Here is a 24985-nt window from a genome sequence, read left to right as displayed (position 1 = left end):
CCCGGGGATTCGCCCACCTCCATGATCAACTGTCTGGTTCGTGGATACCCTGGGGCGCATGAGATGGCTTCCAGGGGGATGGCAACGAGCTGACTGGAGCGAGCCGACGCGCACGATGCCGCGCGGCACCGCCCGCTACACCTCGGGGCGCCCGGCGGCGGAGCCGCACCGCCCGCCGGCCGGGGCGCCCGCGCCCACGCTGCTCGGCGCCGACGCCCACGACGTCGACGTCAGCGCCGCGGGTTTCCGCTCGCTGCTCATCGGCGGCGGCATCAGCGGCCTGGGCACCGTGCTCATCGCCGCGACGCTGGTCAACAACGGCAGCACCGTGGGCATGTGGATCTGGCAGCTGGTCTTCGGCGTCGCGTTCCTGTGGTTCGTGATGGGCTCGCGCGGCATGCTGCGCGGCCGCGGGTTCCTCATCGACCGCAGCGGCTTCTACGCGCGCACCATGGGCGAGGTCGTCGGGGTCGACTGGCGCGAGATCCAGGCGGTGGGCATCGGAACGCTGCCGTGGGTGGAGAACAAGCGGCCGGTGAACCCGGAACGCCGCCGCGCGCTGGAGATCTACCCGGCCGACGCGGGTTTCGCCGAGCGCCACCCGGAGCTGGAGCGCTGGTGGGTCGAGGAGCCGCCGACCGTGCAGGGGCTGCCGCCGGACCGGTACCGGTTCCACCTGCCGCCGTTCAGCAGGCTCCCGAAGGACCTCGAGCACGCGATCAAGGACATCGCTCCGCAGAAGTGGGTGGGCCAGTACCGGCGTCATCTGCCTCGTCCGCCGCAGGGCTGAGCCCCAGGCTGGCCAGCGGGTCGGCGGTGCTGAGCTGCGGATCGTCGACCGAGAAGGTCCGCGCCACGCCCCGGCCCGTGGCCGCGGTCTCGAAGCGGATCGTGACGCGGCCGTGCCCGGCGCCCTGCACCCAGCCGTGCCCGAGTTCGGCGTGGTGGACGTCGTCACCGGCCCGCCACTGGCGCGTCGCGGGCTGCGGGATTTCGACCGCGCCGGGTGCTTCGGGCTCCGGTTTCGGGGCGTCGTCCGGGTCGGCGGGGTGGTCGAACAGCGACTCCTGCTCGGAGGTCGCCAGACCCGAGTAGGAGACCCCGACCAGCCGCACGGGCGTGCCCGGCGGCACCGCGATCGGCAGGAGGCGGCGCGCCGCCGCCGAGAGGGTGTGCAGTTCGCTGGTCGCCGAGGAGAACGTCTCGGCCCGGCTGATCGTGGTGAACTCCGAGTCGCGCACCTTGAGCGTCACGGTCCGCGCGGCGCGCCCCGATGACACCAGCCGCCGGTGCGCGTTCTCCGCCTGGCCCATCACCTCGGCCAGCAGCGTGTCGCGGTCGGTGATGTCGGTGTCGAAGGTCGTTTCCGCGCTGACCTGCTTGGCTTCGGCGCGCTCGGCCACCGGGTGGTCGTCGATGCCCTGGGCGAGCCGGTGCAGTTCGCCGCCGATCGCCTGCCCGAGCAGCGAGGTCACGTCCTGCGGGTGCAGGGCGGCGAGCTCGCCGATGGTGCTGACCCCGATGCGGTGCAACTTGGACTCGGTGACCGGTCCGATGCCCCACATCTTGCGCACCGGCAGCGCCCACAGCAGTTCCAGCTGCTCCTCGGGCGGCACCACCAGCATCCCGTCGGGTTTGGCGAGCCCGGAGGCGATCTTCGCCAGCTGCTTGCCGGGGCCCGCGCCGATCGAGGCCACCACCCCGACCTCCCGCTGCACGCGGGCGCGCAGCGCGGCCGCGAACTCCTCGACGCGGCTGGTCGAGGCCCCGGAGAGCTCGGTGGGTTCGAGGAACGCCTCGTCGACCGACACCTGCTGCACCACGTCGGAGACCTCCCGCACGATGCCCAGCACGTGCCGGGACACCGCCTGGTAGACGCGGAAGCGCGGCGGCAGCACCACCGCGACCGGGCATCGGCGGCGCGCCTCGCCCATCGGCATCGCCGACTTCGCCCCGTACTCGCGGGCCTCGTAGCTGGCGCCGGCGACGGTTCCGCGCGGGCCGAGCCCGCCCACCAGCACCGGACGGCCTCGCACGGTGGGCCGGGTGAGCTGCTCCACGGACGCGAAGAACGCGTCCATGTCCATGTGCAGCACCCACCTCATGGGGTTCATTGAACTCGAACGGACCGACAACAGCCCGCAGGACGCGGCTGTGAGAGCCGTCTCGGGCAGGGGGCGGTTTGAGTCCGTCACCACCTCGCGCCGAGCGGGGGAGTGAGGCCCGGATCGAGGACGCTTTGCGATCAGCGCGAGCGGTGCATGGGAACTTTCCTGTCATCCCCCGGCCCGGCAGCGGCGTCCCGGCGGGTGTCAGCGCAGGCGCGCCCAGGCGTAGGTCGTCATGGCGTCGCGGAGGTAGGCGGCCATGCCCCGGGGTTTGCGGCGTTCGATGCGGTGCCGGAACTTCGGCTGGTTGACGTACATCTCGGCGAGCCGCAGGTAGGAGGCGCGGTCGGGCGTCCAGAAGTGGCCGAGCCACTGGTAGTGCTGGTGCACGACCTGCTGGGTGCGCGGGTCGTTGCTGGGGACGCCGGTGGCGAACAGCTCGGCGACCGCGGAGCTGATGCGCTGCCAGTCCTGGCCGACCTTGCGCGCGATGGCCTGCTTCTGCGCGGGGCTGAGGTTCCCGGCGCCTGCGGGGGTGAGGTTTCCGATCAGCGCGGTGCCGTCCTCGACGGCCTCGGTCTGTTCGAGAGCAGCGCTCCCGGACAGGTTGTTCGGCTGCACGGCATCCCCCTTGCTTCGATCACGCGCGACCTCAGCGCGTTCCCACACGGCCAACGGTCAGTGACGATTGAGGACTCGTTCGAGCGAAATGCGTCAACTGCCCGTGGCACAGTAGCGGAGGCGATCGGATGCGGTGCGTGATCTATCGGATCCGCGACCAGTCTGTGACTGCCCGCGGACTCCGAACAGCCGGGATCAGTCCTGCCGGTGGTCGTCCTGCTCCGGATCCTGCTCGGCGGCGGGCTCGCGCGGCGCGAGGAACACCACGCCCCTGTCCAGGTCCAGCGGGCCTCCGGGATCGTGCTCGCGGGACACGCCGTCCTGGTCGCCCTCGTGCTTGAGCTTGCGACCGGGGAACATCTCACCGATTGCGGCCATGCCCCCACGGTAACCGCGACCTGCGGCGACGCACAGGTGTGACAGGAAGGTTCCCATGCACCGCTCGCGCCGACCGTGAGGCGCGGGCGGTGAGACGAAGGTGCCCGCCTCGCCGTGGCGAGACGGGCACCTTCCGATCAACCGCGCTCCGGGGGCGGTACCGCGGTGGCGGGGATCAGCACTGGGACTTGTAGAAGTACTGCGACTGCTGGTCCATGTTGTCGCGGGTGATGGAGATCATCTCCGTCTTCGTCTCCCGCTCCACCGGCTGTCCCTTGATCGCGGAGATGGCGCGTGCGACGCCCTCCTTGCCGATCTTGGCGGGGTCCTGCGCGATGAGGGCCTGCACCCGGCCGTTGCGCAGGTCGTCGACCTGCTTGGGGCTGGCGTCGAAGCCCACCAGCTGCACCTGGCCGGACTTGCCCGCGTTCGACAGCGCCGTGCCCGCGCCCTCACCGGTGTTGAGGTTGGTGCCGAACACGCCCACCAGGTCCGGGTTCGCCGCCAGCGTCGAGGACACGATCTGCGCGGCGGTCGCCGGCTCGTTCTCGGTGTACTGGGTGGGCAGCAGCTTCAGGTTCGGGTGCTTGCGGATCTCGTCCTCGAAGCCCTTGGCGCGCTCGTCGGTGGTGGAGGTGCCCGCCTTGGTGTTCAGCGCCAGGACCGAACCGCCCTTCTCGCCCAGCAGCTGCACCAGCGTCTGCGCCGCCAGCTGCCCACCGGCGTAGTTGTCCGAGGACAGCGAGGTGACCGCGATCGACCGGTCCTCCAGCGCCGTGTCGACCTCCACCACCTGGATGCCGTTGCCCTTCGCCTGCTGCAGCGGAGCGGCCAGGGCCTTGTCGTCGGTGGGGGCGATGATCACCGCTCCCGGCTTGCTGCTGACGATGCCGCCGAGGATCTGCGACTGCTCGGCCTGCTCGAACTTCTCCGGGGCCTGCGCGTTGAGCTGGTAGCCCTGCGCCGCGGCCTCCTGCTGCGCGGCGCACTCGAGCGAGACGTAGAACGGTTCCCCTCGCTGACCGGTGATGAGGGCCAGGTTCTTGTTGTTCGGGTCGGTCTGCCCGCCGGTGTCACCGATCTGCCCGGAACCGCACCCGGCCAGCAGCAGTGCCGCGGCGCCGAGCGCCAGCAGTCCCTTGTGCGTTCTCATCGAAACGACCTCCACACGTCTTTGTGTTGACCAAGGCTTCGGTTTCAGAGGAAGGGGTTGTCGAAGAAGGGGTCTCACCGGCTGTTGCGGGCTCGACGCCGCCGCTGGTCCAGGTAGACCGCGGCGACCAGGACCGCCCCGACGGCGATCGGCTGCCAGAACGGGCGAACACCGGCCATCACGAACCCGGCGTCGAGCACCGCCGGGATGAAGATGCCGATGACGCTGCCGAGAATCGATCCGATGCCGCCGAACAGGCTGGTCCCGCCCAGCACCACGGCGGCGATCGAGTTGAGGTTGTCGTTGCTGTGACCGCTGATCGTGGTCGTGCCGAAGTAGGCCAGTGACATGAAACCGGCCAGACCGGCCAGCACCCCGGTCAGCGCGTAGACCACCACGAGGTGGCGGGTCACCTTGATGCCGCTGCGCCGCGCGGCCTCGGCGTTGGACCCGATCGCGTAGGTGTAGCGACCGAACACGGTGGTGTGCAGCAGCCACCACGCCAGCAGCGTCACGATCGCCGCCAGGATCACCAGGTTCGGCACCACCCCGAACGACGTCCCGGTCCCCAGGGTGGTGCGCAGCACCGAGGGAACCGTGCGCACGTCGACGCCGTTGGTGAGCAGCTGCGCGGCTCCCAGCGCCGCGCCGAACGAGCCGAGCGTGACGATCAGCGCAGGCACCCGCGCCACCGCCACCAGCAGCCCGTTGAGCAGACCCCACGCCGCGCCGCCGAGCAGCGACACCACCAGGCCGACGGCGATCACGCCCCACCCGGCGCCGGTGGCGTCGCCGCCGCTGAGCGCTTCCATGGTCATCGCCGAGACGACCCCGGCGAACACCAGCACCGACCCGACCGACAGGTCGATGCCGGAGGTGATGATCACGAAGGTCATGCCCACGGCGAGCATCAGCAGCGGTGCGGCCTGCACGAGCAGGTTCTGCACGTTGAACAGGGTCAGGAACGCGTCCGGGCGCAGCGCGCCGAACAGCACGCACAACGCCACCAGCACCAGGCCGGTCCACGCGGTGTTGGATCCGGCCAGCCGCGAGCGCAGGCTCGTGGCCTTGTCGTCGGGTGTCTGCTGCACCGGGGTCGTGCCGGAGGTCTTCTGCGGAGCGGGCATCAGTCGGCGTCCTCCTGGGCGAGGGCCCCGGTCATCGCACCGACCAGGTCCTCCAACTGGGCTTCGGCGGCCTTGAACCGGGCGACGCGGCTGCCCAGGCGCAGCACTTCGACGCGGTCGGCGACCGACAGCACCTCGGGCATGTTGTGGCTGATCAGCACGACGGCGATGCCGGTGTCGCGGACCCGCCGGACGACGTCGAGGACGCGTTCGCGCTGCACCACGCCGAGCGCGGCGGTGGGTTCGTCGAGGAACACCAGGCGGTTCGCCCACGCCACCGAGCGCGCCACCGCGACGCTCTGGCGCTGGCCGCCGGACAGGGCGCCGATCGGCACCGACAGGTCGGGCAGCGACACCCCGAACTTGGCGAACTGCTCGCGGGCTTCGGTGCGCATCGCGGCCTTGTCGAGCATTCCGAGCTTGCCGAGCAGGCCCGGTTTGCGGATCTCGCGGCCGAGGAAGAGGTTCGCGGCCGGATCCAGGTCCGGCGCCACGGCCAGGTCCTGGTAGGCGGTTTCGATCCCGTGTCCGCGGGCGGCGGACGGGGAGTCCAGCGACACGGGCTCGCCGTCGACCAGGATCTGGCCCGAGTCGGGTTGTTCCACCCCGGACAGGCACTTCACCAGGGTGGACTTGCCGGCACCGTTGTCGCCGATGAGCGCCACGACTTCACCGGGGTGCACGGTGAAGGACGCTCCGCGCAGCGCCTCGACGCCGCCGTAGCGCTTGACGAGGTCGCGTGCTTCGAGAAGGGGTTGGGTCATGCGTGGCTCCCAGCTGACGGAGGTCTGCACAGCACGGTGGTGAGGTCGCCGTCGAGCCGCGTGCGGCCCGCGGCGTGCGGCACGACGACGGTGGTGCCGCGGCTGAGCTGCAGAGGGGAACCTTCCGCGCAGTGCAGCTCGCCGCGGCCGTCGAGGACGATCAGCACGCCGAACGACGGGTCGAGTTCGGCCGGACCGTGCAGCCGGTCGGCCCGGAAGAACGGTGCGGCGTCGTCGGCGAGGAGAGGAACGCGACCTTCATCCGCGCCGCCGGTGCGCTTGATCAACGACGACAGGAGCGCGTCGTCGAAGCGCGTGCGGTTGACGGTTTCCAGGGCGGTGGTGGTGTCCAGGCCGAGGAACGCGCTCTCGGCGTCGGCGAGGAATCCCCGCCACTCCAGGGTGATCGAGAAGTCGGTGGGCTGCTGCAGCTCGACGATGAACACCCCGGCGCCGATGGCGTGCGGGGTGCCTGCGGGCACGTGCACCGTGTCGCCCGGCTTGACCGGGATCTCGTTCAGCGAGCCCAGCATCGCCGAGGAGTCCTGGGTGCGCACCCACTCGGCGACGGTCTCCGGTGACACGTCGTCCCGGAAGCCCAGGTGCACCACGGGATTCGGGCCGCTGGTTCCCACCACGATCCAGGCCTCGGTCTTGCCGAACCGGGAACCGAGGTGGCGCTGGGCGAAACCGTTGTCGGGGTGGCAGTGCACCGGCAGCCGCTGGCCCGCGTCGAGCAGCTTCACCAGCAGCGCGGTGCTGTCGCCGAAGGCCGAGGTGTGCTCGGCTCCGAGCCAGGCCTGCGGGTCGGCGCTGACGGCGTCGCGCAGCAGCCTGCCGTCGGGAAGCCGCGAGAGCCCGGATTCGTCGTGCCCGAAGCGGGCGGTGGTGGAGGCGACCCAGTCCTCGGGGCCGAACTCGCGGTCGTGGTCACCGCCGCGCAACGCGGCGATCGACGCCCCACCCCGGTAGAACTGCCGGGGCTGGTTCGCCGGCAGGGCCGCGGCCTGCGCGGGAAGTGCACTGTGGACGGAACTCAACGGACCACCTCTCCGGATCCTCGGGGCAGCAGCGTGGTCGGGACGACCACGCGACCGGGCGGCGAGGTGTCGCCGTCCAGTCGCGCGAACAGCAGCTCGGCCGCGGACTTGCCCAACGCCCAGGTGTCGTGGGTGACCACGGTGATCGGCGGGTCCAGCAGGTCGGCCAGTTCGAAGTCGTCGAAGCCGACCAGCGCCGGGCGCGACGGGCGTCCGGCCAGCGCGCGCAGCGCGTGCACGGTGATCCGGTTGTTGCCGGTGACCAGCGCGGTGGCGTCGCGCAGCGGCCCGGACAGGGCCGCAGTGACGGTGGTGTCGTCGTGCGGGCCCATCACGACCAGGTCCGTGTCGAAGGGCACACCGGCTTGGGCGCAGCCCTCCCGGAATCCGCGCAGTCGCTCGGCCGCGGTGTGGATGTCGGGGGAGTCGCCGAGGAAGGCGATGCGGCGGTGCCCGTGGTCGGCGAGGTGCCGCGCGGCCTGGGCGGTGCCGCCGGCGTTGTCGATGAGCACCGAGTCCGCGTCGAGATTGCCCGGCGGCCGGTCGACGAACACCACCGGTGTCCCGGCGTTGATCTCGTGCGCGATGTACCCGTGCTGGTGGCCTGCGGGGACGACGACGAGCCCGTCGACGCGGCGCGCGCAGAACTCCAGGACGAGTTCCCGCTCGCGGGTGGGGTCTTCGTCGGAGGAACCGGTGAGCACCTGCTTGCCCTGCACGCGGGCGACTTCCTCCACCGCGCGGGTCAGCATCGAGTAGAAGGGGTTGGCCAGGTCTTCCAGGACCAGGCCGAGCGTGCCGGTGCCGGTGCCCCGGCGCAGGTTGCGGGCGCTGACGTTGCGGCGGAAGCCGAGCTGGTCGATGGCCGACAGCACGCGCTGCGCGGTCGCCGGGTGCACGCCGGTCTCGGCGTTGACGACGCGGGAGACCGTTTTGACGCTCACCCCGGCCAGCCGCGCGACGTCGGTCATGGTGGCGCGGCGGACGCTTCTCGACTCAGACAACGTTGTCATGGTGCTGCGGATTGGACTCCGCGCACGAGTTGCCTGTCAACGCCGCGACGGTGAACTTGCTGCGCCCGGATGCGCGGAATGCGCCGCTCGGCCCAATCGCCGGAAGGGTCCCTTCATCGGCCGGGGTTGGCAGAAAGGTTCCCTTGCTCCCGTTCCGGCGGGCGTGAAGGGCGCGGTCAAGGCGTCCGGTGGTGGAACGGGTGCGGCCGGTCGGCGCCCGCGGGTGTCCAAAACCGACAACTGCGGCGCTGCGCGTTGACCTGGTCGGTGACGGCCCGCGACGGTGGTGCGGCGTGGCTTGACAAGGTTGTCCAGGTGCGGAGTTGACGATGCTTCCAGGCATGTCCCGAAGGTCCGCGTTGCGCGCGTTGGGCGCCGTCGCGGTCGCAGGTGGGTTGTTCTCGACCACGTCCGGCCCGGTTTCGGCTCAGGGGAGCTGGAAACCGGTCGCCGACACCGTCCGCGAGGAGTACCTGTGGGCGTGGCGCCACTACGTCGACCGCGCCTTCGGCGCCGACCAGATCAAACCGATCTCCGGCGGCAGGGAGGACTTCTTCGCCGAGGGCCACTCGGTGGGGTTGAGCCTCGTCGAAGCCGTCGACACGCTGTGGCTGATGGAGGCCGACGACGAGGTCGCCCGCGCGGTGCGGTGGATCGTCGACCACCTGGATTTCGACATCGACGCGCCGTTCCAGGTCTTCGAGACCAACATCCGCATGGTCGGCGGGCTCGCCGCCGCCTACCACTGCACCGGTGATTCCCGGCTCCTCGACCGGGCCGAGGACATCGCCGACCGGCTGCTGCCGGCCTTCACCCAGTCCCCGACGGGACTGCCCTACCGGTACGTGAACCTGGCGACCGGGCAGGTCAGCGACCCCGAGACCAACATCGTCGAGATCGGCACCTACATCGCCGAGTTCGGCGTCCTCTCGCAGTGGACCGGGGATTCCCGCTACTACGACGCGGCGAAGCGCGCGATGCGCGTCGCCTACGACAACCGCACCGAACTCGGCCTGCTGCCGCACGACATCAATGCCGAGACCGGGAGGTGGCGCAACCGCGAGGCCACCATCGGCCCGCCCGGCGACTCCTACTACGAGTACCTCTGGGACGGCTATCGGCTCTTCGGCGACCCCGACCTCAAGCACTGGTACGACACGCTCACCGAGGCGATCCTGGCTCGGCAGGCCGAACGCCGCGACGGGCACCTGTGGTTCCCGCAGATCGACGCGTTCACCGGGGAGGTGCTCAGCCGCGAGCAGAGCGTCCTCGCCGGCTTCTACGCCGGGCTGCTCGCCGAATCCGGTCACGTCGACGAGGGTCGCGCCTATCACGACTCGTTCTCCCTCGTGCAGGACCGGTTCGGCGTGATCCCGACCTTCGTGGACTACGCGACGATGAGCGCCACCCGCGTCGACAACGCGCTGCGCCCCGAGTTCGCCGACTCGGCGCTGATGCTGTGGCTGGCCACCGGCGACGAGGTGTTCCGCGAACGAGCCCGCACGCACTTCGAGAACATGCGCGCCACGTCCAAGGCCGCCTTCGGCTTCGCGTCCCTCAGCGACGTCACCGCCACGCCACCGTCCCAAGAGGACACGTGCCCGGGTTACTGGTGGTCGGAGCAGATGAAGTACTACTGGCTGCTGTTCTCCGACACCCCGCGCCTGGACTACCGGGACAACTACCTGAGCACCGAGGCGAACCTGCTGCGCGGCGCCCGGCGCTGACCTGAGCATGGGAACCTTCCTGCCACCGCGGTGACAGGAAGGTTCCCATGCCCACCTCACCGCGCGGATACGCTGGTGGCATGGCCGATCACGTGCTGGTGGTGACCACCACCGACTCCGAGGAATCCGCCGCCGAGCTCGCCCGAGGTGTCGTGGAGGCGCGGTTGGGGGCGTGCGTGCAGGTCGTGCCGATCCGCAGCTTCTACGTGTGGGACGGCGCGGCGCAGGACGACCCGGAGTGGCAGCTGCAGATCAAGACCTCCGGTGGCAGGTTGGATCCCCTCATCGCGCACCTGAAGGCCCACCACGGCTACGACGTCCCGGAGATCATCGCGACGCCGATCGTCGGCGGGAACCCGGACTACCTGTCGTGGGTCGACGAGCAGACCACTCCGGCGTCCCCGTGACGCGCGCCACCGGGCACACTCGTTCGCAGGTGCCGTGCAATCGGAGGTGGGGTCGACGTGCCGCGTAGCTATGGCGGGTGGTTCCGGCTGGTGGCGATCGCCGAGGCGTTCTCCTGGGCGGGTCTGCTGGTGGCGATGGCGTTCAAGTACGGGCTCGGCTGGCCGCTGGGCGTGACCGTCATGGGTTCGATCCACGGGGCCATGTTCACCGCGTACGTGGTGACCACGCTGGTCGTGTTCAGCCCGCTGCGGTGGCGGTTCTGGCCGGTGGCGTTCGCGCTCGTGGCGTCGGTGCCGCCGCTGGCCACCGTGTGGTTCGAGCGCTGGGCTCACCGCAGGGGCCTGCTCACCGAACCGGAGTCGGACGCGCCGACCTTCTGGGGTCAGGTCCGCTACGCGCTCAAGGAGCTGAACTAGAAGTCGCCGGCGGCGTGGCGGACCTTGCCGAGCAGTTCGGTGAGCTGCTGGGTCTGGCGTTCGGTGATGCCGCCGAGGCCGAAGTCGATCTGGTTGACGGCGTCGGTGGCCTTCTCCATGAGGTTGCGGCCCTCGTCGGTGATCTCCACCAGGGTGGTGCGCCGGTCGGTCGGGTGCGGGACGCGGCGGACCAGGCCGTCCTGCTCGAGCCGGTCGACGATGTTGGTGACGCTGGTGGGGTGCAGCTGCAGCCGGTCGCCCATGACGCGCATCGGCAGGCTGCCGCGCTTGGAGAAGCTCAGCAGCACCAGCGCTTCGTAGCGCGCGAAGGTCAGGTTGTGCGGGCGAAGCGCGTTGTCGACGGCGGACTGCAGGATCTGCTGCACGCGCATCACGCTGGTCACCGCGGCCATCGTCGTGGACGGGCCGATCCGCTCTGCCCAGGTTTCGGCCGCGCGCGCGATGGGGTCGAAGGGCAGTGGACCACGGGAGCTCATAGCTTCCGACGCTAGCAGCGAGAGCGCGCGAGCCCGATGGCTGTGCTGCTAGTACTTTTCCTAGGGATCATTTTCACGGTGATGAACCGAGGGGAGTCGACGTGCTGGTGGCCTTCAGTGTTGCCCCGAGCGGTGCCGGTGAGAGCGACAGCGTCAGCGAGGCGGTCGCGGCCGCGGTGAAGGTGGTGCGGGATTCCGGTCTTCCGCACGAGACGACCTCGATGTTCACCACGATCGAGGGTGAGTGGGACGAGGTCATGGATGTCGTGAAGCGGGCGACTGAGGCGGTTTCGGCGCACGCGCCGCGCACGAGCCTGGTCCTCAAGGCCGACATCCGGCCCGGGCACACCGGGCAGTTGCGGGAGAAGGTCGAGCGGGTCGAGCAACATCTGCGGGAACAGTAGGTGAACGCGGAACGGGGGTGGTGTCGTCATCGACACCACCCCCGTGATCACGTCAGGCTCGCGGCCGACGTCAGCCCTGCGGGTGGTCGACCACCGGGGCGTTGACGCAGTCGCTGCTCTGCGGCGACAGAACCGGGACGACGACGCCGATGGCGGCACCCACGTTGTTGCCGCAGGCCTGCACCGGGACGGCGCTGATGTTGTTGTCGTCCAGCAGGTTGACGCCGTCGTTGTCGGCGGTGTCAGCGAACGCGGCGCTGCCCAGGGTCACGATGCTGAGGGCGGCGACGCCGGCGGCACCGGCAACACGGGTTGCAATACGCACTGTTTCGAACCTCTCGTTGAACTACTGGCCGAAGGTCCCCCACGAGAGACCCCGCAACCCACGAGCGGCCGGAAGCCTTTCGCGGGTTCTGTGTCCTCTTCGGCGATCACCGCGGGGGTACCTGAGGGTTTGATCGCCTTCTCCACCTGTTCGAGTGGCTTCGTTCACTGGTTCGAATTGATCTTTGGAATTCTCGGCGTGTCTGGTTGAGCGCATTCGGTAATCGGTCCGCCGCCTGGACGTGATCTTGGCCCGCGCCGTGCGAGAAAGGTTCCCCACATCGCCCGCCCACGCACCACGCCGCTGGTCGGACGTGTCAGGATGGGTGTGTGACGAGGCCGGATCCACGCCAGAACGCAGCAGCCATGTCCGCCGCGATGTCGGGCGCAGTCGACCTGTCGGCACTGAAGAACCGTGCCGAGGCCGCCGCGAACTCCGCCGCCCAGCCGCCCGGCGGCGGCGACGGCGCGGCCGGGCAAGCGCACCCGGCGATCATCGAGGTCACCGAGGCCGACTTCCAGGCCGAGGTGGTCGAGCGGTCCCTGCAGGTGCCGGTCGTGGTCGACCTGTGGGCCACCTGGTGCGAGCCGTGCAAGCAGCTGTCCCCCGCGCTGGAGAAGCTCGCCCGCGAGGGCAACGGCGCCTGGGTGCTGGCCAAGATCGACGTCGACGCCAACCCGCGGATCGCGCAGCTGTTCCAGGTGCAGTCGGTGCCGATGGTGATCGCCGTCGCCGGTGGCCAGCCGGTCGACGGGTTCGCCGGAGCGCAGCCCGAGCCGCAGCTGCGCGAGTGGATCAGCTCCCTGCTCAACGCCCTGCGCGACCAGCTGCCCGGCATCCGCGCCGCCGAGGAGGGCGCCGGGGCCGCTGAGCCGGAGGAAGAGCCCGAGGACCCGCGGTTCACCGCCGCCGAGGACGCCCTGGAGAACGGCGACTTCGCCGCGGCCGAGGCCGCCTACCAGCAGATCCTCGACAGCGAGCCGAACAACGAGCAGGCCAAGGCCGCCCTGATGCAGGTGCGGTTCATGGCGCGCGCCGAGCAGGCCGACCCGTCGGCCGTCGAGCGCGCCGACGCCTCCCCGGACGACGTCGACGCCCAGCTGGCCGCCGCCGACGCGGAGGTCGCGTTCGGCAAGGTCGAGGAGGGCTTCGCGCGCCTGATCCAGACCGTCAAGCGCACCTCGGGCGATGACCGCGACCGCGTGCGCACGCACCTGGTCGAGATGTTCGAGATCTTCCCGGACGGCGACGAGCGGGTCGCCAAGGCCCGCCGCAACCTCGCCAGCGCCCTGTTCTGATCCGCGCGCGGACCTACCGACCGCACGACGCGAACGCCCCCGGCACCGACCACCGGTGCCGGGGGCGTTGTGCGTCAGGGTGAGCGAAAGGTTCCCTTGCACCGGTCCCGGCGTCGCTCAGGCCGGGTCCAGCAGGCGTGCGCGGAGCGCGGCGATCCCTTCATCGCCGAGCCCGGCCGCGCGCAGGTAGTCGCTGAAGTCGCGGCCGGTGAGGACCTCGTCGAGAGCCCGGGACTCGGTGGTGCCCTGCTCGGCGAGGAACGCCCGGATCCGCGCGGTGTCGTCGTCCAGGCCCGCCGCCGCGCACAGTTCGGCCCGTCGCCGGTGGCTGAGCGCGTAGTCCTCGGCGATGTCCGCGGCGCTCACGCCCAGCGCGGCGAGCAGGACCAGGACGATCAGGCCGGTCCGGTCGCGGCCGCCGCCGCAGTGCACCAGCACGCCTCCCGGCTCGGCGCGGATCAGCGCGCCGACGGCCTCGGCGACCAGTCCGGGGAAGCGGTCCAGGTACGGGCCGTAGTAGAGGGGAGTGCCGCTGTGCGCCCCGCCCCAGCGGGCCCAGAACTCGGTGTCGGACGGATCGTCCAGCAGGATCCGGATCGTGGTCATCCCGGCCGGGCGCGGCGCCAGGTCCGGTTCCGCTTCGTGCTCGCAGGTGAGGTCGATGATCGTGCGGACCCCGTGCCGCCACACGCCTTCCCAGCCGGTCGCGCTCAGCTTCGCCGGGTTTTCGGCGCGCACCACCGCTCCCCACCGGATGCGTCCGCCCGCGGCGGGCAGGCCGCCCAGGTCGCGGGCGTTGACGAGACCGTCGAAGTCCAGAACCCGTTGTCCGCTCATGTTCCGGGGACGTGCGGGACGGCGCGGGGTTGTCCGGGAAGGACTCAGTCGCCGTACTTCGTGGTGCAGGGGGACAGCCCCTCCTGCACCCCGACGCGGAAGGCCTCCACCCGGGCGAAACCGACCGGGACCTGGTCGCCGTTGACGTTCGCCGAGATCAGGCTCTCGTCGCCGAGCAGCGCGGACACGCCCTCATCGATGTCCTGCGGCACGATCCGCAGCTTGCCGACGGGATTGCGCTGCCCGATCGGATCTTCCACCAGCAGCCCGCTCCACGCGCCCACCATGCACGCCGTGCGCAGCCCGGCCGACTCGTCGTCGAGCGCGTAGCCGGCGGCCTTCTGCACCGACAGCGCGTACCGGGAGGCGACCTGGGCGTAGGCGGCGAAGTCGCCGTAGCCGGTGGACTGGCTGCTCTTGCTCGGCGGGGTCGCGATCTTCCGCAGCTCCGGCACGTTCAGCGAGATCGTGTTCGTCTCCGGGCAGTACGAGGCGGGGGAGGTCGGCTGCCGGCCCGAGCACGTCTTGGGTTCGGCCACGATCTCCGGCGGCTCGACACCGGTGTCCCGGAAGACCGCGTGCAAGCTGTCCTCGACCGCCCGCAGGCTCTTGTCGTCGATGGGCAGCTCGGTCTCCTGCTGCGCGGGCTTCCAGTTCTGGAACAGCGTCGTGCGCTGCGTGACCTCCTGGTTGGTCATCTTCGCGCAGCGCTGCGGCCCGTCGCTGAAGCCGTACTGGAAGGCGCTGACCCGGTCGAACGCCGTGCCGTGCGCGTTGCTGCCGGTGAAGTCCGAGGTTCCCGGGGAGTCGCGGATGTAGTTGAGCACGCCCATGACCTCGTTGAGGCCGGAACCGGTGGACACCTGGAAGTACTGCGACGACCCCTCGGCGACGTGCCGGAAGTAGGCGCCGGTGTAGCAGTCCGCCTGCTGCTCCAGCACGATCACGGGATCGTTCGGCCCGGCGGTGCCTGCCCGGTTCTGCACGGCATGGCCCATCTCGTGCGCCAGCACGGTCACCACCGCCAGCGGCCCGAAGCTGTTGTTGAGCTGCGGCAGCAGCGTCCCTCGGTCCCAGGCCACGAGGTCCTCGGACGGGCAGTAGAAGGCGTTGACCATGCCCGCGGTGCTCTGCCCGCACAGCGGGCCGCCGGGAGCGCCCGAGTCGTAGGAGATCAGGCGTTTGAGCGGCTCGAACTTCTTGCCGCGGAACGCGTCGGGGAAGGCCTCCGCCCAGTAGGCGTCGACGTCGGCGACCGCGTTGCGCGCGATCTTGTCCATCTCGCCGTTGTCGGTGCCCTCCACCGGAAGCGGCGCCTGCGGAGCACCGTCCTTCGGCCCGCTCGGCCCGTCGGCGGCGGGGAGCCCGGCCACGTCGGTCGTCGAGTAGCCGCCCACCGTGGTGGGGACGCCGCTGATGACCTGCGCGCACCCGCTGACCAGCGATGCGCAGGTGAATGCCGAGACCACGGCACCGAGGATCCGCTTCCGCCGCGGGTTTGCCGTCGCCACCACTCCACGCGTCCCATCTCGCCGCCGGTACCGAACTCGTTCGCACCGGGCCGGTCGCGCGGCCCGGTCGTCGCGCAGCAGCCTATCGGGTGATCGATCTTCGTCACGTCCGATCGGGGAGGTCTCCGGTCGCGCGTGGCAGGAAGGTTCCCATGCCCCGCTCAGCGGGCGAGGCGGGATGACAGGAAGGTTCCCATGCTCACGTCAGGCACCCTCCGGCGCCGGAGCGCACGCCGTCGCTGAAGGCCGCGATCCGCTCGAAGCCGGTCATCGGGGTCCCTCCGCCGCGGGACACCGCGTCGGATTCCAGGACGACCTGCACCGCCTCGTCCAGGTCGCCGGGGGACAGGTGCGGCTGGGCCGCGGTGAACGCTCCCGTCAGGCACGACAGCGCGGCCCCGGTCGGGCGCTGGTGGAGCTCGGTCAGCGCGGCCAGGGCGTAGCGGGAGGCCAGGAGCGTGGTGACGGCCTGGTCGCCGATGTCGTCGCGGGTGCGGGCGAGCGCGGCCGGGTCCGCGGCGACCGTCGGGGGTGAGAGGCAGAACCCGACCGGTCCGCGCGCGCCGGGGCAGCGGTCCGCGCGGGCCGGGGGAACCCATCGCCCGCCGCGTTCGGTGACGATCTCGCCGAAGTGGTCGGCGATCGCGGTCGTGTCCAGCAGCGCGGTGAGGGGACTGTTCGGGTCGTGGCCGGTCGGCTCGGCCACGTCGCTCTCGCGGACGTCGGTGCAGCCGCGCGGGCCGCCGTTGAAGCCGTGCTGGAACGCGGTGACGCGGTCGAAGGCCGTGCCGTGGCCGGAGGTGCCCACCGGGTCGCGGAAGACGGTGATGGCGCGCAGCGCGTCGTCGAGCTGCTGCGGGCTGGTGCGCAGGTGCGGGGCGCGGCCGTCGGAGACCCAGCGCAGGAACGATCCCGCGTAGCAGTCGGCCATCGATTCCAGCCGCAGCGGCTCGCCGTCGGCGAGACCGGCGCGCTGCTGCACGGCGTGCCCGATCTCGTGGGCCAGCACCACGGCCACGGCGGTGTCGCCGTAGTGCTCGCGCAGCACCGGCAGCAGGGCCGCGCGGTCCCAGGCGATGGCGTCCACCGACTGGCAGTAGTAGGCGTTGCCCTCCACTTCCTGCGGGGTGGAGGCGCAGGGCGGGGCGGTGCCGGAGGAGGCGGCGGTGTCGACGGAGAAGAACCCGCCGTCGAGGTTCCGCCACGGGGACCCGAACGTCTCGGGGTAGGCCTGCGCCCAGTAGCGCTGGACGTCGGTGACGACGGCGGCCGCGAGCTCGTCGGTGGCGCCGCCGTCGGTGCCGTGCACGAAGGCCGGGTCGACGGAAGCGGCCGGGGCGGCGGTGGTCTCCGCCACACCCGGTGGCGGTGCGGTGGGGGCGGAGCAGGCGCTGATGAGCAGCGCGACGGTCACCGCGACGAGTCCGAATGCACGCACGCACCCCAGCTTCCCACCCGTCGCCGCCCTCCCGGTGGGGTTGGTGCGCGTCGCACGCGAGCGTGTCGAGCGAGATAGGGTCCGCTCCCGTGAGAGCCGTCCACCGCTTCACCGTCCGGGCCCACCTGCCCGAGCCGCTCAACGCTCTGGGCAAGCTGGCGACCAACCTGCGCTGGGCTTGGCACCCGCCGACCCAGGACTTGTTCTCGGCGGTCGACCCGCAGGTGTGGGCGGCGGTGGGGGCCGACCCTCTGCGGCTGCTGTCGGAGGTGCCCGCCGAGCGGTTGCGGCAGTTGGCCGCCGACGAGGACTTCCTGGCGCGCACCCGCGCGGTGGGCGACGACCTGCGTCGCTACCTGACGGTGCCGCGCTGGTACCAGCAGCGGCAGGACGAGGGTGCCGAACTTCCCGCGTCGATCGCCTACTTCTCGATGGAGTTCGGGCTGACCGAGGCGCTGCCGAACTACTCGGGCGGGCTGGGGGTGCTCGCCGGTGACCACCTCAAGTCCGCGTCCGACCTGGGGGTTCCCCTCATCGGGGTCGGGTTGCTGTACCGGTCGGGCTACTTCCGGCAGGGGCTGTCGTCGGAGGGCTGGCAGGTCGAGCACTACCCGGTGATCGATCCGCGCGGTCTGCCGCTGGAGGTGCTCACCGACGCCGACAACCGGCCGGTCGTGGTGAAGGTCGCCATGCCCGCGGGCCGCACCCTGCACGCGCGGGTGTGGAAGGCGCAGGTCGGGCGGGTTCCGCTGCTGCTGCTCGACAGCGACCTGCCGGACAACGACGACGACCTGCGCGGCACCACCGATCGTCTTTACGGCGGCGACGCCGAGCACAAGATCCGCCAGCAGATCCTCGCCGGGATCGGCGGGGTGCGGGCGGTGCGCGCCTACTGCCGGCTGACGGGGCATCCGCAGCCGGAGGTGTTCCACACCAACGAGGGGCACGCCGGTTTCCTGGGCTTGGAGCGGATCCGGGAGTTGCAGGCCGATCCGGGTCTGGAGTTCGACCAGGCCACGGCGGCGGTGCGGGCGGGGACGGTGTTCACCACGCACACCCCGGTGCCTGCGGGCATCGACCGGTTCCCGGTGGACCTGGTGCGCCACTACTTCGACGACGGTGCCGAGCGGCCGCTGCTGCCGGGGGTGCCGTCGGACCGGGTTCTGGCGCTGGGCGCCGAGGACAACCCGGGCATGTTCAACATGGCGCACATGGGGTTGCGGTTGGCGCAGCGCGCCAACGGGGTCTCGGAGCTGCACGGCGAAGTGATCCGCAAGATGTTCCGCAACCTGTGGCCGGGTTTCGGGGTCGAGGAGGTCCCGATCCGCTCGGTCACCAACGGCGTGCACGGGCCGACGTGGTCGGCGCGGGAGCTCGGCAAGCTGCTGGGCGAGTCCGAGATGGACAGCGGCGCGGGGCTGCGCGGGATGGAACCGGTCAGCGATTCGCTGCTGTGGGAGCTGCGGTGCTCGCTGCGGCAGCGGCTGATCGACGAGGTGCGGCGGCGGTTGCGGGTCGCCTGGCAGCAGCGCGGTGCCTCGGATCTGGAACTGGGCTGGTGCGACTCGGTTTTCGACCCCGAGGTGCTCACCATCGGTTTCGCGCGAAGGGTTCCCACCTACAAGCGGGCCACGCTGATGCTGCGCGACACCGACCGGCTGCGGGAGCTGCTGCTGGATTCCGAGCGCCCGGTGCAGATCGTGGTGGCGGGCAAGTCCCACCCGGCCGATGAGGGCGGCAAGGCGATGATCCAGCGGATCGTGCGCTTCGCCGACAGCGCCGATGTGCGGCATCGGATCGTGTTCCTGCCGGACTACGACATGTCGCTGGCCCGCTACCTGGTGACCGGTTGCGACGTGTGGTTGAACAACCCGGTGCGCCCGTTGGAGGCGTGCGGCACGTCGGGGATGAAGGCCGCGCTCAACGGGGTGCTGAACCTGTCGGTGCGCGACGGCTGGTGGGACGAGATGTACGACGGCCGCAACGGGTGGGCGATTCCCACGGCCGACGGGGTCAGCGACCCGAACCGGCGTGATGACCTGGAGGCGGCCGCGCTCTACGAGCTGATCTCCGAGCACGTGGCGCCGATGTACTACGAGCGCAACAGCGACGGCGTGCCGGGCAAGTGGATGTCGATGGTGCGGCACACCTTGGCGACCTTGGGGCCGAGGGTGCAGGCGTCGCGGATGATCCGCGAGTACGTCGACGGGCACTACACGCCCGCCGCGCAGTCGATGCGGGCGATGTCGGAGGACGACTTCCGCGGGGCGCGGGAGATCGCCGACTACCGGGCGCGGTTGCAGGCCGCCTGGAACCGGGTGCGGGTCGGGGACACCGAGATGTCGGTGGATCACGGGACTCCGCTGCTCGGCGGGCAGGTGACGGTGCGCGCCCGGGTGGATCTGGCCGGTCTGGACCCGTCCGATGTGGATGTCGAGGTCGTGGTGGGCCGGGTCGACGACAACGACGTCCTGCACGATTTCGTCACCGCGTCGATGAAGTCGATCGGCGAGGACCGCTACGCGGCGGCGGTGACGTTGCCGCACGCGGGCCCTGCCGGTTACAACGTGCGGGTTCTGCCGCGGCACCCGTTGTTGTCGGAACCGGCGGAGCTGGGCAAGGTCGTTCTCGCCGGCTGATCTCGGCGCCCCACGAGGTGCGGGCGCCGAGCGCGGGTCAGCGGACGCGGCGGATGCCGAGCGCGCCGACGGCCAGGAAGATCAGGGCCGTCACGCACACGCCGGGCCAGCCGTAGGCGCCGTAGGCGAAGCTGCCCGCCGCGGAGCCGAGGGCGCCCGCCAGGAACGACGACAGCATGAAGATCGTGTTGAGGCGTCCTCCGGCGGCGGGGTCGACCGACAGCGCCGCGTTCTGGTTGGCGGCCTGGCCGACCTGAAGTCCGATCGGCACGGCGGCGCTGCCGATGAGCAGCGCGGTCAGCGAGCCGGTGCCCGGGATCATGATGATCGTGGCGAGGGCGAGTACGGCCAGTCCGATGGCTCCGACCAGCAGCGGGCCGCGGCGGTCGACGAGCCCGCCCGCCACGGGGGCGAGCGCGGCGCTGAGCAGGCCGAGCAGGCCGACGAGCCCGGCTTGGGCGACGGTGAACCCGTGCGGAGGTGCGGTGAGCACGAGCGCGAGGGTGGTCCAGATGGTGTTGAACGCGGCGAAGGCTCCGGCCTGGCGCAGGCAGGCGCGGCGGAGTCCGGGTTCGCGGCGCAGGTAGCCGGGCAGCGAGCGCAGCAGCGACCAGTACTTGACCGGGTCGCGCTGTCCGTCGCTGGGCAGCACCCGCACGGTCCACAGTCCGACGATGAGCGTGAGCGCGGCGCCGACGGCGAACACGGAGCGCCAGCCCATGAGTCCGGCGAGTTGTCCGGACACGACGCGGGCGCCCATGATCCCGGTGATCAGCCCGGCCTGCACCCAGGACATGGCGGTGCCGCGCTGGGCGGGGTCGGCGAGCTGGACGACGAGCGGGATGAGGATCTGCGGGACGACCGTGGTCACGGCGGCCAGACCGGCCAGGACCGCGAGCACCGGCAGCGAGGGGGCGAGGGCGCTTCCGGCCAGCAGCAGGGCGGTGAGGGCGCTGAGCGCGCCGACCATCTTGCGGCGGTCGAGGCTGTCGCCGAGGGGGATGACGAACAGCAGGCCGGCCGAGTATCCGAGCATCCCTGTGGTGACCACGATGCCCGCGGTCTGCGGGGAGGCGCCGAAGGTCGCGGCGACGGGGCCGATGATCGGCTGCGCGAGGTAGATGTTGGCGACGGTGATGCCGGCGCACAGCGCGGCGGCGAACAGCAGGCCGCGACTGAGGCGGCCCGTCTCGGGTGTGACGGCGGTCATCAACTCTCTCCGCAGCGAAAACGATGCAACCAACTGGTTGGTTACAGTCTCCGGATGGCGCCCGTTCGTGTCAACCAAACAGTTGGTTGCAGCGGTATGGTGCGGGCGTGCCCCGCAACGCCGAAGCCACCAAGGCGCGGATCTTCCAGGCCGCGACGGCCGAGTTCGCCGAACACGGCATCGCAGGCGCCCGCGTCGACCGCATCGCCAAGCAGGCCCAGGCCAACAAGCAGCTGATCTACGCCTACTTCGGCGGCAAGGACGACCTGTTCAGCGCCGTGCTGGAGGCGGCCATGGCCGACCTCGCCGCCGAGGTTCCCATCGATGGCGAAGATCTGCCGGGCTACGTCGACCGGCTCGCCGCCTACCACGCCGCCAACCCGCACATCCTGCGGCTGCTCATGTGGGAATCGCTCGAGCGCGGCGACAGCGGCGTGACCGCCCAATCCGAGCGCGCCGCGCACTACCGCGACAAGGTCGACGCCGTCCGCGACGCCCAGGAGACGGGCAAGGTCACCGGCGCCCTCGACGCGGGCATGCTCGTCCTGCTCTCCCTCGGCACGATCAGCTGGCCGCTCGCCGTGCCCCAGCTGCGCCGCCTGATCCTCGGCGAGACGAAGGTCGAAGACCTCCAGTCCGCGGCCCGCGAAGCCGTCCGCCGCCTCACCGAACCCGGCTGAGCGCGCGACGTGCACAAGGGAACCTTCCGCTCACGCCACCCGGAGTGGCAGCGCGTGCTGTGACAGGAAGGTTCCCCTGCTCACCCCGCGGCCGCGCCGGTGCCGGTCCGGAACGTGCGCCGGTACGCCAGGGGCGCGACCCCGATGGCCGCGTGCAGGTGCTGGCGCAGGGACGCGGCCGTGGCGAAGCCGACCTGCCCGGCGATCTGGTCGATCGGCAGATCGGTGGTCTCCAGCAGCTGGCGGGCGCGGGCCAGTCGCTGGTGGGTGAGCCACCGTCCGGGGCTCGCGCCGACCTCGTCGCGGAACCGGCGGGCGAAGGTGCGGTTGCTCATCCGCGCGTGCTCGGCGAGATCGGCCACGGTCAGCGGCCGGTGCAGGTTCTCCAGCGCCCACGCCCGGGTGGCCGCCGTGCCCTGCCCGCCCGGGTCGGGGACCGGCTGCTCGATGTACTGGGCCTGCCCGCCGTCGCGGAACGGCGGCACCACGCAGCAGCGGGCCACCTGGTTGGCGACCTCGCTGCCGTGGTCGGAGCGCACCAGGTGCAGGCACACGTCGATGCCCGACGCCGCGCCTGCGGAGGTGAGCACGTCGCCGTCCTCGATGAACAGCACGTCCGGATCCAGCTGCACGGCCGGGAACATGCGGCGGAAGTCGTCGGCGAGCCGCCAGTGCGTGGTGGCGGGCCTGCCGTCGAGCAGGCCGGCGGCTGCGAGCATGAACGCGCCGGTGCAGATCGACACGATCCGCGTCCCCGGCCGGATCATGCCCAGCGCGCGCATCACCGGATCGGGGATTTCGGGTGAGATCAGCTCGACGTCGAACGCCGGGATGATCACGGTGTCGGCGGTGGGCAGCAGCTCCGGGCCGTGCTCGACCGAGATCATGAAGTCGGCGTTGCTGCGCACCGGAGCTCCGTCGACGGTGCAGGTCATGATCTCGTAGCGGTCGTCGGCGCTGCCGAAGACCCGCTGCGGGATGCCCAGTTCGAAGGCGTAGACCCCGTCCAGCGCCAGCACGACCACTCGATGCATGGCACGATCCTATCGAATGTTGTCATTCGTGCCATTTCGAGATCGGTGCAGATGAGGCAGGGTGGGGGCCATGAGTGAAACCATGCGTGCCATCACACAGGACGTTTACGGCGGGCCCGAGGTGCTGCACGAGGCGCAGCTGGACAAGCCGGAGCCGGGGCCGAGCGAGGTCCTGATCCGGGTGCGCGCGGCCGGTGTCAACCCCACCGACTGGAAGCACCGCGCGGGGCAGGGCTTCCTCAGCCAGCCGCCGCGCATCCTCGGCTGGGACGTCTCCGGCGTCGTCGAGGACATCGGCACGGGCGTGACCATCCACAAGCCCGGCGACGAGGTCTTCGGCATGCTGCCCTACCCGTTCGGCCTCGGCTCCCACGCCGAGTACGTGACCGGTCCTGCGCGGGCCTTCGTGCCCAAGCCCGAGGGCATCGACCACGTGCAGGCCGGTGCGATCCCGCTCGCGGCCCTGACCGCCTGGCAGGCGCTCAACGACACGGCGAACCTGCAGTCCGGGCAGAAGATCCTGATCCACGCCGCCGCGGGCGGTGTCGGTCACCTGGCCGTGCAGATCGCCAAGGCCAAGGGCGCCCACGTCATCGCCACCGCCAGCAAGAGCAAGCACGAGTTCCTGACGAAGCTCGGCGTCGACGAGCTCGTCGACTACACCGAGGTCGACTTCACCGAAGCCGTCAGCGACGTCGACGTCGTGCTCGACCCGATCGCCGCCGACTACCGCAGCCGCTCGCTGCAGGTGCTGCGCAAGGGCGGCATCCTCGTGTCGATCCTGCCCTACGACCGCGAAGAGCTCGTCGCCGAAGCCGAACAGCTGGGCGTGCGCGCCGAGCTCATGCTCGTCGAAGCCGACCAGGCCGGCATGCAGGCCGTTCGCGACCTGGTCGTCGCCGGCAAGCTGCGCGCCGAGATCGCCGACACCTTCCCGTTGGCCGAGGCCGCCGAGGCCCACACCCGGGGCGAGACCGGCCGGACCCAGGGCAAGCTCGTGCTGACCATCGACTGACAGCCGCGCTGACCAGTGCAGGGGAACCTTTCTGCCACCCGGGTGGCAGAAAGGTTCCCCTGTTTCAGCTCACCGACAGGCGCTTGCGGGTCTCGGTGACGCGCGGCGACCACGGGGCCAGCTCCTCGGCGCGAGCCAGCGCGGTGCGGGCGGCGGCGTTGTCGTGCAGCGCCATGTGCGCGCGGGCCAGCGTCGCGAAGTCGTCGGCGCGCGACAGCGGCGAGTGGTTGTACTCCGCTCCGCTGGTGGCCAGCCGGACCGCGTCGTCCGCGTCGCCCTCGATCAACGCCAGCAGCCCGCTGGTCCCGTTGAGCTCGAACTCGGGATAGCCGAGCTGCACCGCGTCTTCGAGGGCCTTCTTCGCCGTGGGAAGCAGGCTGTCGGCCGGCATCTGCCCCGACTCCACGGCTTTGAACCCCAAACCCGCCAGACCGGCCAGCAGGTAGGCCATCTTGCGGGACGGAACGTCGTTGTCGGACAGGAACTTCAACAGCAGCAGCACCCCGGGCGCGTAGAGACCCCGCGACTCCAGCACCGCGATCTGGCACGACACCGTCGCGTTGATGCCGGGGAAGCGCTCGGCGAGCTCGTCGGCGCGCGCCTGCGCCGCGTCGAGATCACCGGCCCGCAGCGCCTCGTAGGCGCGCGCCGCCATCGGGGCGGCGAGGAAATCCGAACGCTCCGGCTCCGGCATCCGCGGCAACGAGAACAACAACCAGCCCGTCGACGTCGTCAGCGGAACCCGTTTGGGCCACAGCTTGACCAGCATGAACGCGCTCATCGCCAACGCCAGACCGCGCCCGAACGCACCCGGCACCAGCCACGCGCCCACCACCGCGGCGACGCCTGCCAGCGCCGAGACCAGACCGGCCAGCCAGCAGCGCAGGATCACCGGCGACCGCCACGGCCCGATCTGCGCCCGCAACGTCACCGGCAGCGCCCGGAACGTGAAGGTCACGCTGCCGCGCCGGAACGACCCGACCTCGCGCATCGCGCCGAAGACCACCTGACGCACGCGCAGTCCGAAGACCACCGAACCGAGCAGCAACCCGACCTGCGTGGCCACCGGCAGCAGGATCGCTCCCACCACACCGCCCGCCCAACCGGCGGCGACACCGGCGGCACCGGTCCCCAGGACCAGCTCGATCACTGCTAGGACAACCGCGCCCACCACGGTGACCAGCACCCACGGGCGGAACAAGAGGCTCTGCGCTCGCACAAGGCCGGGAGCCTACGGGACCCGCTCCCGCCGAGGAGGCGCTTTGCCCTCGCTCGTGCGCCGGTGGGCCCGTGAAGTGAGCAAGGGAACCTTCCTGTCATCCGCGCCCCGGTGCGTGACAGG

At 71.0% G+C, this 24985-nt stretch carries 25 protein-coding genes; 9 read left to right on the top strand and 16 right to left on the bottom strand.

The window, feature by feature from the left end; genetic code table 11:
• Positions 1-58 precede the first annotated feature (58 nt).
• Positions 59-790, top strand: a complete 732-nt coding sequence (locus BM424_RS03365) for a hypothetical protein (protein ID WP_093413579.1) — start codon at positions 59-61, stop codon at positions 788-790.
• Here the strand turns inward: BM424_RS03365 and BM424_RS03360 are convergent.
• The 8 genes from BM424_RS03360 to BM424_RS03325 form a co-directional block, all read right to left on the bottom strand.
• Complete coding sequence (locus BM424_RS03360) at positions 720-2105, bottom strand: DNA polymerase IV (RefSeq protein ID WP_217649614.1); 1386 nt, start codon at positions 2103-2105, stop codon at positions 720-722. The genes BM424_RS03365 and BM424_RS03360 overlap by 71 nt on opposite strands.
• A 207-nt stretch (positions 2106-2312) precedes the next feature.
• Positions 2313-2729 carry a TipAS antibiotic-recognition domain-containing protein gene (locus tag BM424_RS03355; RefSeq protein WP_093413576.1) on the bottom strand — a complete coding sequence of 139 codons (417 nt, stop codon included), beginning with the start codon at positions 2727-2729 and terminating at the stop codon, positions 2313-2315.
• A gap of 195 nt (positions 2730-2924) precedes the next feature.
• Entirely contained in the window at positions 2925-3107 is a 183-nt protein-coding gene (locus BM424_RS03350) for a hypothetical protein (RefSeq protein ID WP_093413574.1), read from the bottom strand.
• 175 nt (positions 3108-3282) lie between these two features.
• Positions 3283-4260 carry an ABC transporter substrate-binding protein gene (locus BM424_RS03345; protein WP_093413573.1) on the bottom strand — a complete coding sequence of 326 codons (978 nt, stop codon included), beginning with the start codon at positions 4258-4260 and terminating at the stop codon, positions 3283-3285.
• Between the two features lie 74 nt (positions 4261-4334).
• Positions 4335-5387 carry an ABC transporter permease gene (locus BM424_RS03340; protein ID WP_093413571.1) on the bottom strand — a complete coding sequence of 351 codons (1053 nt, stop codon included), beginning with the start codon at positions 5385-5387 and terminating at the stop codon, positions 4335-4337.
• The gene (locus BM424_RS03335) at positions 5387-6151 is read right to left on the bottom strand and encodes an ATP-binding cassette domain-containing protein (protein WP_093413570.1); all 765 of its coding nucleotides are present in this window, start codon (positions 6149-6151) and stop codon (positions 5387-5389) included. The genes BM424_RS03340 and BM424_RS03335 overlap by 1 nt, the downstream gene beginning before the upstream one ends.
• Entirely contained in the window at positions 6148-7191 is a 1044-nt protein-coding gene (locus BM424_RS03330) for a class I mannose-6-phosphate isomerase (RefSeq protein ID WP_245775578.1), read from the bottom strand. The genes BM424_RS03335 and BM424_RS03330 overlap by 4 nt, the downstream gene beginning before the upstream one ends.
• Positions 7188-8162 (bottom strand): LacI family DNA-binding transcriptional regulator, encoded by a 975-nt coding sequence (locus BM424_RS03325; RefSeq protein WP_093413568.1) that lies wholly within the window; start codon positions 8160-8162, stop codon positions 7188-7190. Before BM424_RS03325 ends, BM424_RS03330 begins: the two co-directional genes overlap by 4 nt.
• Positions 8163-8545: 383 nt before the next feature.
• On the opposite strand from BM424_RS03325, the gene BM424_RS03320 reads away from it, so the two are divergent.
• From BM424_RS03320 to BM424_RS03310, 3 genes are all read left to right on the top strand, one after another.
• Entirely contained in the window at positions 8546-9931 is a 1386-nt protein-coding gene (locus BM424_RS03320; protein ID WP_217649613.1) for a glycoside hydrolase family 47 protein, read from the top strand.
• A gap of 80 nt (positions 9932-10011) precedes the next feature.
• The gene (cutA, locus tag BM424_RS03315; protein WP_093413566.1) at positions 10012-10338 is read left to right on the top strand and encodes a divalent-cation tolerance protein CutA; all 327 of its coding nucleotides are present in this window, start codon (positions 10012-10014) and stop codon (positions 10336-10338) included.
• A 57-nt stretch (positions 10339-10395) separates the two neighbouring features.
• Entirely contained in the window at positions 10396-10755 is a 360-nt protein-coding gene (locus tag BM424_RS03310) for a DUF3817 domain-containing protein (protein ID WP_425441970.1), read from the top strand.
• On the opposite strand, the gene BM424_RS03305 is transcribed toward BM424_RS03310, so the two are convergent.
• Positions 10752-11252, bottom strand: a complete 501-nt coding sequence (locus BM424_RS03305; protein WP_093413564.1) for a MarR family winged helix-turn-helix transcriptional regulator — start codon at positions 11250-11252, stop codon at positions 10752-10754. The two genes, BM424_RS03310 and BM424_RS03305, sit on opposite strands and share 4 nt — an antisense overlap.
• A gap of 101 nt (positions 11253-11353) precedes the next feature.
• Between BM424_RS03305 and BM424_RS03300 the strand changes: the two genes are divergently transcribed.
• Positions 11354-11656: an MTH1187 family thiamine-binding protein gene (locus BM424_RS03300; RefSeq protein WP_093413563.1), complete on the top strand. Its 303-nt coding sequence runs from the start codon at positions 11354-11356 to the stop codon at positions 11654-11656.
• 70 nt (positions 11657-11726) lie between these two features.
• Here the strand turns inward: BM424_RS03300 and BM424_RS03295 are convergent, their stop codons facing one another.
• Positions 11727-11981, bottom strand: coding sequence for a hypothetical protein (locus BM424_RS03295; RefSeq protein WP_175547914.1), 255 nt, complete (start codon positions 11979-11981; stop codon positions 11727-11729).
• Between the two features lie 377 nt (positions 11982-12358).
• Between BM424_RS03295 and BM424_RS03290 the strand changes: the two genes are divergently transcribed.
• On the top strand, positions 12359-13279 hold the full coding sequence (locus BM424_RS03290; protein WP_093414608.1) for a tetratricopeptide repeat protein: 921 nt from the start codon (positions 12359-12361) through the stop codon (positions 13277-13279).
• Positions 13280-13396: 117 nt separating this feature from the next.
• Here the strand turns inward: BM424_RS03290 and BM424_RS03285 are convergent, their stop codons facing one another.
• The 3 genes from BM424_RS03285 to BM424_RS03275 all read right to left on the bottom strand — a co-directional run bounded on the left by BM424_RS03285 (position 13397) and on the right by BM424_RS03275 (position 17065).
• On the bottom strand, positions 13397-14116 hold the full coding sequence (locus BM424_RS03285) for a tyrosine-protein phosphatase (RefSeq protein ID WP_093413560.1): 720 nt from the start codon (positions 14114-14116) through the stop codon (positions 13397-13399).
• A gap of 44 nt (positions 14117-14160) precedes the next feature.
• Complete coding sequence (locus tag BM424_RS03280; protein ID WP_245775577.1) at positions 14161-15585, bottom strand: neutral zinc metallopeptidase; 1425 nt, start codon at positions 15583-15585, stop codon at positions 14161-14163.
• 241 nt (positions 15586-15826) lie between these two features.
• Positions 15827-17065 (bottom strand): neutral zinc metallopeptidase, encoded by a 1239-nt coding sequence (locus BM424_RS03275; RefSeq protein ID WP_245775576.1) that lies wholly within the window; start codon positions 17063-17065, stop codon positions 15827-15829.
• Between the two features lie 89 nt (positions 17066-17154).
• Between BM424_RS03275 and glgP the strand changes: the two genes are divergently transcribed.
• On the top strand, positions 17155-19704 hold the full coding sequence (glgP, locus tag BM424_RS03270; RefSeq protein ID WP_093413556.1) for an alpha-glucan family phosphorylase: 2550 nt from the start codon (positions 17155-17157) through the stop codon (positions 19702-19704).
• A 37-nt stretch (positions 19705-19741) separates the two neighbouring features.
• Here glgP and BM424_RS03265 read toward each other — a convergent pair whose 3' ends face one another.
• On the bottom strand, positions 19742-20914 hold the full coding sequence (locus BM424_RS03265; RefSeq protein ID WP_093413554.1) for an MFS transporter: 1173 nt from the start codon (positions 20912-20914) through the stop codon (positions 19742-19744).
• A gap of 107 nt (positions 20915-21021) precedes the next feature.
• On the opposite strand from BM424_RS03265, the gene BM424_RS03260 reads away from it, so the two are divergent.
• Positions 21022-21594: a TetR/AcrR family transcriptional regulator gene (locus tag BM424_RS03260; RefSeq protein WP_093413553.1), complete on the top strand. Its 573-nt coding sequence runs from the start codon at positions 21022-21024 to the stop codon at positions 21592-21594.
• An 80-nt stretch (positions 21595-21674) separates the two neighbouring features.
• Here BM424_RS03260 and BM424_RS03255 read toward each other — a convergent pair whose 3' ends face one another.
• Positions 21675-22628, bottom strand: coding sequence for a GlxA family transcriptional regulator (locus BM424_RS03255; RefSeq protein WP_093413551.1), 954 nt, complete (start codon positions 22626-22628; stop codon positions 21675-21677).
• An 82-nt stretch (positions 22629-22710) separates the two neighbouring features.
• On the opposite strand from BM424_RS03255, the gene BM424_RS03250 reads away from it, so the two are divergent.
• Positions 22711-23643 carry an NADP-dependent oxidoreductase gene (locus tag BM424_RS03250; protein ID WP_217649611.1) on the top strand — a complete coding sequence of 311 codons (933 nt, stop codon included), beginning with the start codon at positions 22711-22713 and terminating at the stop codon, positions 23641-23643.
• Positions 23644-23707: 64 nt separating this feature from the next.
• On the opposite strand, the gene BM424_RS03245 is transcribed toward BM424_RS03250, so the two are convergent.
• Positions 23708-24793, bottom strand: a complete 1086-nt coding sequence (locus BM424_RS03245; RefSeq protein ID WP_245775575.1) for a hypothetical protein — start codon at positions 24791-24793, stop codon at positions 23708-23710.
• Between the last annotated feature and the right edge of the window lie 192 nt (positions 24794-24985).

The organism is Saccharopolyspora flava (assembly GCF_900116135.1).
Classification (GTDB): domain Bacteria; phylum Actinomycetota; class Actinomycetes; order Mycobacteriales; family Pseudonocardiaceae; genus Saccharopolyspora; species Saccharopolyspora flava.
The sequence above is the reverse complement of the archived record's forward strand: the minus strand, read 5'-3'. Positions and strand labels throughout refer to the sequence as shown.